Source organism: Ruminococcus sp. AF17-12 (genome assembly GCF_003479245.1).
GTDB classification, from domain to species: Bacteria; Bacillota; Clostridia; order Lachnospirales; family Lachnospiraceae; genus Blautia_A; species Blautia_A fusiformis.
The window spans coordinates 127,869-138,078 of sequence record NZ_QUGY01000012.1 but is presented as its reverse complement, the minus strand read 5'-3'; the positions used below and the strand labels follow the sequence as shown (position 1 = coordinate 138,078).

General features: G+C 42.7%; 10 protein-coding genes. All 10 read left to right on the top strand.

The features are described from left to right. Positions 1-53 precede the first annotated feature (53 nt). The 10 genes from DWW77_RS13505 (at position 54) to DWW77_RS13460 (ending at position 10,188) form a co-directional block, all read left to right on the top strand. Positions 54-437: an anaerobic C4-dicarboxylate transporter family protein gene (locus DWW77_RS13505; RefSeq protein ID WP_286188021.1), complete on the top strand. Its 384-nt coding sequence runs from the start codon at positions 54-56 to the stop codon at positions 435-437. A 129-nt stretch (positions 438-566) separates the two neighbouring features. Continuing rightward, complete coding sequence (locus tag DWW77_RS13500) at positions 567-1,382, top strand: sugar phosphate isomerase/epimerase family protein (RefSeq protein ID WP_118608889.1); 816 nt, start codon at positions 567-569, stop codon at positions 1,380-1,382. 69 nt (positions 1,383-1,451) lie between these two features. Then, entirely contained in the window at positions 1,452-2,462 is a 1,011-nt protein-coding gene (locus DWW77_RS13495) for an SIS domain-containing protein (protein ID WP_118512701.1), read from the top strand. A gap of 26 nt (positions 2,463-2,488) precedes the next feature. Further along, the gene (locus DWW77_RS13490; protein ID WP_118608893.1) at positions 2,489-3,376 is read left to right on the top strand and encodes a fructoselysine 6-kinase; all 888 of its coding nucleotides are present in this window, start codon (positions 2,489-2,491) and stop codon (positions 3,374-3,376) included. A gap of 27 nt (positions 3,377-3,403) precedes the next feature. Further along, entirely contained in the window at positions 3,404-3,817 is a 414-nt protein-coding gene (locus tag DWW77_RS13485) for a cupin (protein WP_118608888.1), read from the top strand. Between the two features lie 193 nt (positions 3,818-4,010). Beyond that, entirely contained in the window at positions 4,011-5,693 is a 1,683-nt protein-coding gene (locus tag DWW77_RS13480) for a sensor histidine kinase (RefSeq protein ID WP_353616937.1), read from the top strand. 262 nt (positions 5,694-5,955) lie between these two features. Next, positions 5,956-7,284, top strand: coding sequence for a hemolysin family protein (locus DWW77_RS13475; RefSeq protein WP_286188020.1), 1,329 nt, complete (start codon positions 5,956-5,958; stop codon positions 7,282-7,284). 155 nt (positions 7,285-7,439) lie between these two features. Beyond that, positions 7,440-7,991: a TetR/AcrR family transcriptional regulator C-terminal domain-containing protein gene (locus DWW77_RS13470; RefSeq protein WP_092069733.1), complete on the top strand. Its 552-nt coding sequence runs from the start codon at positions 7,440-7,442 to the stop codon at positions 7,989-7,991. Between the two features lie 209 nt (positions 7,992-8,200). Next, positions 8,201-8,755, top strand: a complete 555-nt coding sequence (locus DWW77_RS13465) for an HdeD family acid-resistance protein (RefSeq protein ID WP_015526279.1) — start codon at positions 8,201-8,203, stop codon at positions 8,753-8,755. A gap of 56 nt (positions 8,756-8,811) precedes the next feature. Continuing rightward, positions 8,812-10,188, top strand: coding sequence for a radical SAM/SPASM domain-containing protein (locus DWW77_RS13460; RefSeq protein WP_021652466.1), 1,377 nt, complete (start codon positions 8,812-8,814; stop codon positions 10,186-10,188). Positions 10,189-10,210: the final 22 nt, after the last annotated feature.

The following is a 10,210-nucleotide window of genomic DNA, read 5'->3' as shown; positions in this document are numbered from 1 at the left end:
ATTAGAATGAATGTACCGCTGATTTCAGAATAGGCGTACCGTTCGAGCAGAATTTGCATACATTCATCGCAGATCAGTCTTCCTTTATTACAGATAATATGTCTGCGCTGACAAATCAGCATCCATGGATCTATATCGTTGCAGTGTTTATTGTAGGAGCTATTACAACCAGTCAGTCATCTACTACTATGATCATGGTTCCGATCGGAATTGCGCTTGGGCTTCCGGTGAACATTATTGTGGCTGGCTGGATCGCATGCTCATCCAATTATTTTATTCCTGCTTCTGGCCAGTGTGTAGCAGCTATTGCGTTTGATTCAGCAGGTACTACAAAAATCGGTAAATTTGTCCTGAATCACAGTTACATGCTTCCGGGTCTTGTTTGTACCGTAGTCTCTGTAGTAGTAGCAATTGCACTTGGAGCAGTAATTTTCTGATTTAATTGATTGGATAGTCGGAGATTTTTATAATCCTGACTTTGTGTAGTGTTTTCCCTTCTTTATGATCCGACTATCCAATATAAGAGAAGTGTTTTCAAAGCATCATAGAGAATATAGGAGGAAAAAATGAAATTTGCACCAATGAATTATCATTATTTGAGATATCCTCTGAAGAAATTCCTGGACAAGGTAGAGCAGTCAGTATTTAACAGTATTGATCTGTATTGTAGTGCACCACAGTTTAACATATTTGATTATTCTCTTTTTTCATTACTTGAATTGGAAAAGGAGATCAGGAGAAGAAACCTAAGTGTTATGGCAATGACACCGGAGAATTGTACATACCCGGTTAATTTCTGCACACAGGACAGAGGAACACGTGAGTCCAGTATTCGTTATTATCAGCGAGCTATTGATACGGCTGAATTTCTTGGCTGTCACAAAGTTCAGATCAGTACCGGATTTGGATATTTCGATCAGTCACCGGAAGAGGCATGGAAGTATTGCAGGGATTCTTTGCAACAGTTGGGGGCTTATTGTGAGAAAAAGAATGTGGAACTGATGCTGGAGGAGTTGAAGGTAACAACAACGAATGTACTGATAAAAAGTTCAGATCTGAAACGAATGATAGAAGAAACAGGTTCATCTCACATACATGGTATGGTAGATCTGGATCAGATGACCTATGCCGAAGAAAGCATAGATAACTATATGGATAATTTAGGTGCTCAGCTTGTTCATGTGCATTTTAACGATCGGGGACATACAGTTCCCGGAGACGGAGATTTTCCAATGAAAAAGCATTATGAGGATTTGAAGCGCAGAGGATATGAGGGGACAATTTCTTTTGAAATATGTGACCGTCGTTATTACTGTGACCCGGATAAGGTAATTGATGACATTACAGAATGGCTTAGGAGCAACACAGCAGAATTAAGTTAATAAGGTGGATATCTATCCACTTTATATAGAAACTAAAAAGTCAAGATTAAGAAGAAAAGGAGAACAAACATGGGATACAGAAGTACAGATATTAAAAACATTATTGCAGAGATCATTGAGGACAAAAAAGAAAAAGGAGGAGTAAAATCTTTATATTTTGTAGGCTGCGGCGGTTCTCTCGGAGCACTTTATCCTGCAAAAACATTCATGGAGACAGAAAGTGCAGATATTAAATGTGCACTGATCAGCAGTAACGAATTTGTACATTGCACACCGAAGGATTTTGGTGAGAATTCTATCATCTGCCTTTCCTGCCATAAAGGAAACACACCGGAAACAATTGCAGCTGCAAAGCTTGGTAAAGAGATGGGAGCTTCCGTTATCATTCTTACATGGCTGGCAGAGTCTGAGATCGTAGAGTTTGGTGACTATATTGTTCAGTATGAGTTTGATGCAAGCCCGGATCATCTGGAAGGAAATATTGATTATGCAGGTGAGAAAACAATGTGTGCACTTCTTGTTGCAGTAGAAACTTTACAGCAGACTGCAGGATATGAGAATTATGACAAATTCTATGCAGGCGTTGGAATGATCAGCAATATTATTAAAAATGCAAGAAAGCATGTAAAAGAGAGAGCACTGGCATTTGCTGAAGAGTATAAAGATGATACTGTCATTTATACAATGGGAAGCGGCGCAGGTTATGGCGCAGCATATATGGAAAGTATCTGTATTTTTATGGAGATGCAGTGGCTGGATTCCAGCAGCATTCACACAGGTGAATTCTTCCATGGACCATTTGAGATCACAGATGCAAACCGCGCATTTATGATCCAGATTTCCGAGGGAACTACAAGAGAGCTTGATGAGAGAGCATTAAAATTCCTGAACAAATATGGAAAACGTATCGAAGTTCTGGATGCAAAAGAGCTCGGATTATCTACTATTGATGCATCTGTAGTGGATTATTTCAATCATTCTCTGTTCAACAACGTGTACCCAATCTACAATCATGAGCTGGCTGAGAAACGTGAGCATCCGCTTCCAACCCGTCGCTATATGTGGAAAGTAGAGTACTAATCAGAGAAAGCCGGGGTGTGGTACAGATGAAGGATTTCAGGATCATCGCAATAGGCGATAACGTATGTGATAAATATCTTTCCAGGGGAAAAATGTATCCAGGTGGACAGTGCGTAAATACCTGTGCATTTTCCGGAATGAATGGTGCTAAAACAGCATATCTTGGAAAATTTGGAAACGATGAGGTTGCTAAATGTGTACAGGATACATTGAAAAAGCTGAAAATTGACTATAGCCATTGCAGATATTTTGAAGGAGAAAACGGTTTTGCCCTTGTCACATTAAAAGGAAATGATCGTGTATTTCTCGGATCAAATAAAGGCGGGATCGCCAAAGAACATGCCTTTGATTTTACAGAAGAAGACATGGAATATATAAAAGGATTTCAGCTTATTTACACGAATCTGAATTCTTATATTGAAGAAGAACTTTCCTTATTAGAAAAAACCGGTGTACCGATTGCCTATGATTTTTCTACAAGATGGACAGATGAATATCTTGAAAAGATATGTCCGTATGTAACGGTGGCAATCATGTCCTGCGCACATCTGAGTTCAGAGAAACGGGAAGAAGAGATGAAAAAAGCACAGGCAGCCGGAGTTAAGATTGTTCTTGGTACAATCGGAGAAGATGGTTCATGGGTGCTTTATAAAGATAATTTTTATTATACAAAAGCTATATATGCAGAAAATGCTATTGATACCATGGGCGCCGGAGACAGTTATTTTTCCGCTTTCTTAAGCTCCCTGCTGGAAACTTCAAAGGATGGAATTCTTATTGAGGAAAGCGATGAGAAAATGAAAGAACGTCTGTTAACCGCAATGAATAAGGGTGCTGCTTTTTCCGCAAAGGTATGTGCAATGGAAGGTGCTTTTGGCTATGGAGTTCCGATTGAAGGAAAGACAGAACTGTAAAAACATGTATGAAAGGGGATTTGTACAATGAAACCAGATATGTATGAAAATAATGGAGAAGGTATTCTCTGTGTTTACAAAAATGAAAAATGGCTTGTATGCATCAAGAATTGGAAACCGGATAATGATATTGAAGGAATCGCACATCTCGAGATCCATCATTCCACAGACGAACAGTTTATTCTGGCAGAGGGGAAAGCAATTCTTATTACAGCAGAGCGTAAAGAGGGAAAATTTGATATCGAACTTACATTAATGGAGCAGGGTAAAGTTTACAATGTACCAAAGGAAGTATGGTTCTATTCTATTACTCAGAAAGATACTAAGATGATGTATGTACAGGATTCTAATTGCTCTATGGATAACAGCGATTTTATGGATCTGACTGCAGAAGAGGTGAAGTATATTCAGGAAAATGCAAAAAAACTTTTTGCAAAATAAACAAGGATAAAACAGAGCCAGTATCTGATCGTTTATGAAAAGACAGGGAGAATGTGCCTTTTGTTTAAGCACATTCTCCCTGTTTTTTATGATAAGATGAAATTTACAAGGATTTAACTTTTTACGGATAATTATTTTTACATTGCTTTTGTAAAATGCTATATAGATTTCGGAGAAAGGAAAGGGCTGAGCTTTGAGTAAAAAAATATTTAAGTATATCATGCTGGTTTCATCACTGATCACAGTACTGGGACTGGCATTTGTCGTGGGGATCCTTTATCACTATTTTCAGGGACAGCTGATGGGTGAGCTGAAGAAAGAAGCCGTGTATATTTCCAGAGGTGTGGAAAGTACCGGGACAGATTATCTGAAGAAGCTGAATGATGAGGATTCCAGGATCACTTATGTGGATGAAAGTGGAAAAGTTATCTACGACAATGAGGCAAATGTGGAAAGCATGGATAATCACGGACATCGCAAGGAGATCCGTGAAGCAGAGATCAACGGAGAAGGTGCGGATGAAAGAATGTCATCCACGCTTTCCGAAAAAACAATGTATTATGCAGTACGCCTTGAAAATGGCAATGTGCTGAGAGTTTCCAGTAACCAGGCTTCTGTATGGATGCTGCTCCTGCAGCTGCTTCCGCCTTTTGCTGCAGTTCTGATACTTATGCTGCTCCTATCCGGCGTATTTGCATCCAGGCTTTCCGGGAAGGTTGTGGAACCTCTTAATGGGCTTGATCTGGAGCATCCGGAGGAGAATGATGCCTATGATGAGGTACAGCCGCTTCTCAGCAAGATCAGCAGACAGAGCCGGCAGATCCGTCTGCAGCTTGAGGCAGCCAGAAGACAGCAGAAAGAATTTTCTATTATCACGGAGAACATGCAGGAGGGTCTTCTTGTGATCGACCGTTATACAATGGTGCTTTCTGTTAACTCCAGTGTGGGAAAGCTTCTTAAGGTAAAGGAGATCAAAACGGGAGAAAGTGTATATCTTCTGAACCGCTCGGAGGAGTTTCGAGGTGTCGTTGGGCAGGTCCTTGAAGGAAAGCATGAGAACAAGATCCTTCGTTTGGACGGCAGTGAGATTCAGGTGATCGCCAATCCTGTCACAAGAGAAAACAAGACAGAGGGTGCGGTGATTCTTCTGGTGGACGTAACCGAAAAAGTAGAACGGGAACAGCTGCGCAGAGAATTTTCCGCCAATGTTTCCCACGAGCTGAAAACACCGCTGACTTCTATTTCCGGCTTTGCAGAGATCATGCAGGACGGATTTGTGAAGGATGAAGATGTGAAGGTTTTTGCAGGGCGCATCTACAAGGAAGCGCAGAGACTGATCCGTCTGGTTGGGGATGTGATCCGGATCTCCCGTCTGGATGAGGGCGGATTGCCGTATCAGTGGGAAAAACTGGATCTTTACAGTCTGACTCATGATATTTTTTCTACCTTACATGAAGCTGCCGAAAAGCAGGAAGTGCATATGTATATGGAAGGCGGAAGTACAGTGCTGGATACAGTGCCGACGATCATGGAAGAGGTTCTCTATAATGTCTGCGATAATGCTGTCAAATATAACCGCCGGGGTGGAGAGGTCTTTGTGAGACTGAAGGATGGCGAGGATGCAGTTCGCGTGAATGTGCGGGATACAGGGATCGGTATTCCGAAGGAAGATCAGGAACGCATTTTTGAACGCTTTTATCGGGTGGACAAAAGCCATTCCAAGGAAATCGGCGGAACCGGTCTTGGCCTTTCCATTGTGAAGCACGGGGTAAAAACTCTGAACGGCAGGCTGTGGCTTAACAGTGAACCGGGACAGGGAACCGAGATCATTATGGAATTTCCGAAACATCATATGGAAAAGGAAGCAGCAGAGTGAACATAGGTCGTGTAGCGATGATGTTCATAGGCATGCAGCAGAGTGGAAGATGAAAGGCCGTTCTGTTGTATGTATCTGCTGCTTTTTATATCATAGTATATTGCTGGTTGGAGGTTGATGGTTTGACAGACCGGAAGGGTTATGCTATCTTATGTAATAATAATCAGAATAAGCAACAGGAAAGCGGATGATAACGGTCCGCTTTCTGTATTATAATTGGTTCGGAATAATTCCGGACGACTATACTGAGGGGAATAAAAATATGATACAGGCAATTGTTTTACTGGTGTTCCTGATCTTTCTGAACTCTGTTTTTGCAGGTGCGGAAATGGCGATTCTGTCCATGAATGAAGCAAAGATGAGGGAGCTGGCGGAAGAGGGAGATCACCGGGCGCAGATTTTGATAAAGCTTACAGAACAGCCGGCACATTTTATGACAGCGATCCGTGTAACGGTAACTACGGCAGGATTTCTGCAGAGTGCTTTTGCAGCGGAATATTTTGCACAGCCTATGACAGAGGCACTGATAAAGACAGGGATAGATGTACCACAGAATGTTCTGAAGATCGTATGCATGATCATTGTGACCATACTGCTTTCCTATGTAAGTCTTCTGTTCGGAGAACTGGTGCCAAGACGTCTGGGGATGAAAAATCCGGATGAGCTTTCTCTGCGTCTGGCAGGACTTCTTAAGATCGCGATGATCGCAGTCTGGCCGGCTACTGCACTTCTGACAGTAACTGCCAATGGTGTGCTGTATCTGATGGGGATCAAACCGGAAGAAAAAGAGGAGCAGGCCACAGAGGAAGAGATCCGTATGCTGCTTACAGAGGGAAATGAACAGGGCAGCATCCAGCAGGAAGAAAGCGAGATGATCCAGAATGTTTTTGATCTGGATGATACTGCGGCAGATGAGATCTGTACACACAGAAGAGATGTGGTTGTCCTCTATATGGAGGATTCAGATGAGGAATGGGAACGGATCATCAGAGAGAACCGTCACACCTTTTATCCGGTATGCGGGGAAGACCAGGATGATATTCTCCATATTCTGGACACCAGAGATTATTTCCGCCTGGATGACAGATCCAGAGAAGCTGTTCTGCATCATGCCTGTTATTCACCGTTTTTTGTACCGGAATCCATGCGTGCCAACCTGATCTTCCGGGAAATGAGGGAAAAACGGGATTATTTTGCAGTAGTGTTGGATGAATATGGCTGCTTTGTAGGAATTGTCACTCTGCATGATCTTGTGGAGACGCTGGTGGGAGATATTGACGACAGGACAGATCTGCCGAAGCCGGATGATATTGAGAAGACAGGAGAACATATCTGGAAAATACAGGGAGGAGCGATCCTGGATGATGTGGCAGAGGTCATAAATGTGGAGCTTCCTGTAGAAAAATATGATACTTTCAGCGGCTTTGTCTGCGGAGTTCTGGAACGTGTACCGGAGGACGGAGAACAGTTCCGATGCAGCTGGAAAAACCTGGATATTGTGGTAAATCAGGTCAGAAACCATACCGTTGTGGAGGGAATCGTTCATGTTCAGCCAGAGAAAAAAGTGCAGGAACAGAAAGAAGAGATCTGACAAAACCTTGTTCAGCCAGGTCATGGGACAGTTATCGGGAGAAAGATCTCCGGGGATTTATGGACATTTTCGAACATGTTGTTGCTTGAAAGTATGTTATTTTTATGACATAATAAGGAAATAACCCGAGGAAAGCTTGTGATGGGGGAGAGAAAATGCCAGGTTTTACAAGACAGATCATACTGCATACACTGACGGAACTTATGAACGAAAAACCATTGTCCAAGATTACGGTAAAGGACATTGTGGAACGCTGTGGAGTAAACAGGAATACATTTTACTACCATTTCAGAGATATTCCGGATGCAGTGGAAGCAATGGTAAAGGAAGAGCTGAATGACATTCTGAAGGATCAGAAAGTACCGGAATCAGTCAGCGACTGTATGGAAATCCTTGTCAACGCAGTTCAGAAGAACAAAAAAGCCATGATACATCTGTACCGCTCGATCCAGAGGGATGTATTTGCCGATTATCTGGATCATGCCGCAGAGCGTGTGGTGGAGGAGCTGATCAACAGGGCGGTCGGAGACTTTGAAATGGATCAGGAAGATAGGCATCTTATAAGCCGGTATTATAAATGTGTATTTGTGGGAGTGATCCTGGACTGGCTACGGCATGATATGGATTATGATATCCTGTCAGATATGCATAAGCTGGAGTATATTTACGAGAAGAGCCTTGAGAGTCAGTACAAAAATCTGAAATAAAAGCTATGATTTCAACTAAATGAAGATTAAAAATATCCATTTAGTGTAGAACAGGAATGTCCTCGAATTTTATTAAGGTATAGAAACGGTTAATTTTGAGCTGGTGTCTGAAATTTAGGCACTGGCTCTTTTTTGTCTGTTTTTTTAAACGACACAGGGATGTATAATTCAGTACAATAAATGAGAAAAAATTATCAAGGAGGGAACGTATGGATGACCTGAAACAGCTGAAGCTTGTAAAAAACATCTACATCGTCATGTCATTACTGTTCTGTGTGCTGGGTATTTTTCTGATGGCAAGGCCCAAAAGCTCTGTAAAAATGCTGTGCGTGCTTATGGGAATCATGCTGATCCTGTACGGAGCTATTAAGATCAGCGGATATTTCACGAGAGATGCTTTCTGTCTGGCATTTCAGTTTGATCTGGCTTTCGGGATCCTGCTGATGGCAGTGGGAGTGATCCTGATAGCCAGAAAAAATTTCGCAGTGGATCTTATTTTTTCCGTGTTCGGAATCCTGATCCTGGCAGATGCCCTGTTTAAGATCCAGATGTCTGTAGATGCGAAGAGATTCGGTCTGGCGTTGTGGTGGCAGATCCTGCTGATCGCATTGGTCACCGGAGTGATCGGAGTTCTGGTTTTTATCAGACCATTTGAAGCAGCAGCTATGATGATGGTGTTGGTAGGATTTTCCATTTTACTGGAAGGGATCCTCAATCTATGGGTCGGGATTCTGACGATCAAGATCATCAAGAGTCGGCTTTAAACATAAACATAAAAATAACCAATCACTTTAGATAATAACATAGGAGGAAATAGAGTATGGGAATCGTAGACAAAGCAAAACAGGCAGCGATCGCAGCTACCGTAACAAAAGCACTGGATTATCTTGAGAAGGATCCGGAGACAAACATACCGAAGATCATGGAAATGGTTGATAAAGTAACACCGGATGGCTGGTATGCAGGACAGAGAAATGCGATCCGTCACTCCATCGAGGCAAAGGACAACTGGTATCAGCTGATCCTTCGTATGTATCAGCTGGATGCCGGCGTACGCCAGACATTTTTCCGCAACTTTATTGTAAATGCCAGTCTTAAGGGAAGCGCAACGCAGGAAAAGGTATCAGAAGAGAATGACTGCAATGTACCGTGGGCAATTCTTCTTGATCCTACCAGCGCATGTAACCTTCATTGCACAGGATGCTGGGCAGCAGAGTATGGCCACAAGCTGAACCTGGATCTTGAGACCATCGATTCTATCGTAAAACAGGGTAAAGAACTGGGAACCTATATGTACATCTACACAGGCGGTGAGCCACTGGTCCGCAAAAAGGATCTCATTAAGATCTGTGAGATGAATCCGGACTGCGAGTTTCTTTCCTTCACAAACGGAACTCTTATTGACGAAGAATTCTGTCAGGAAATGCTCCGTGTGAAAAACTTTGTTCCGGCTATCAGCCTTGAGGGAACAGAGGCAACTACAGACGGACGTCGTGGAGATGGCGTATACCAGAAGGTTATGCATGCTATGGAGCTTCTGAAGAGCCACGGACTTCCGTTCGGTGTTTCCACATGCTACACATCCGCAAACGTAGATGCAGTAAGCAGTGAGGAGTATTTTGATCATCTGATCGAGTGCGGAGCTTATTTTGCATGGTTCTTCCACTATATGCCGGTTGGAAATGATGCAGCAGCAGATCTCCTCCCCACACCGGAGCAGAGAATCAAAATGTATGACAGCGTCCGCAGATTCCGTGCCACAAAATCTCTCTTCACTATGGACTTCCAGAACGATGCAGAGTATGTAGGCGGATGTATCGCAGGTGGCCGTCGTTACCTCCATATCAATGCAAACGGGGATGTGGATCCTTGTGTATTCATTCATTTCTCCAATGCGAACATTAAAGAATGTACACTCCTTGAGGCGCTGAAGAGCCCGATCTTTATGGAGTATCACAAGGGTCAGCCGTTCAACAAAAACATGCTTCGTCCATGCCCGATGCTTGAAAATCCTGAGCTTCTCCGCAAGATGGTTGAACGTGCAGGAGCGAAATCTACAGATCTTCAGTCTCCGGAAACAGCGGAGCATCTCTGTGCAAAGTGTGATCACTATGCAGAGGTATGGAAAAAACAGGCCGATGAGCTCTGGAGTGAGAGCCAGGCAAAAAAAGCTGCAAAAAAATCAACAACTTGTTAATTAACACTTGATATAGATGTTG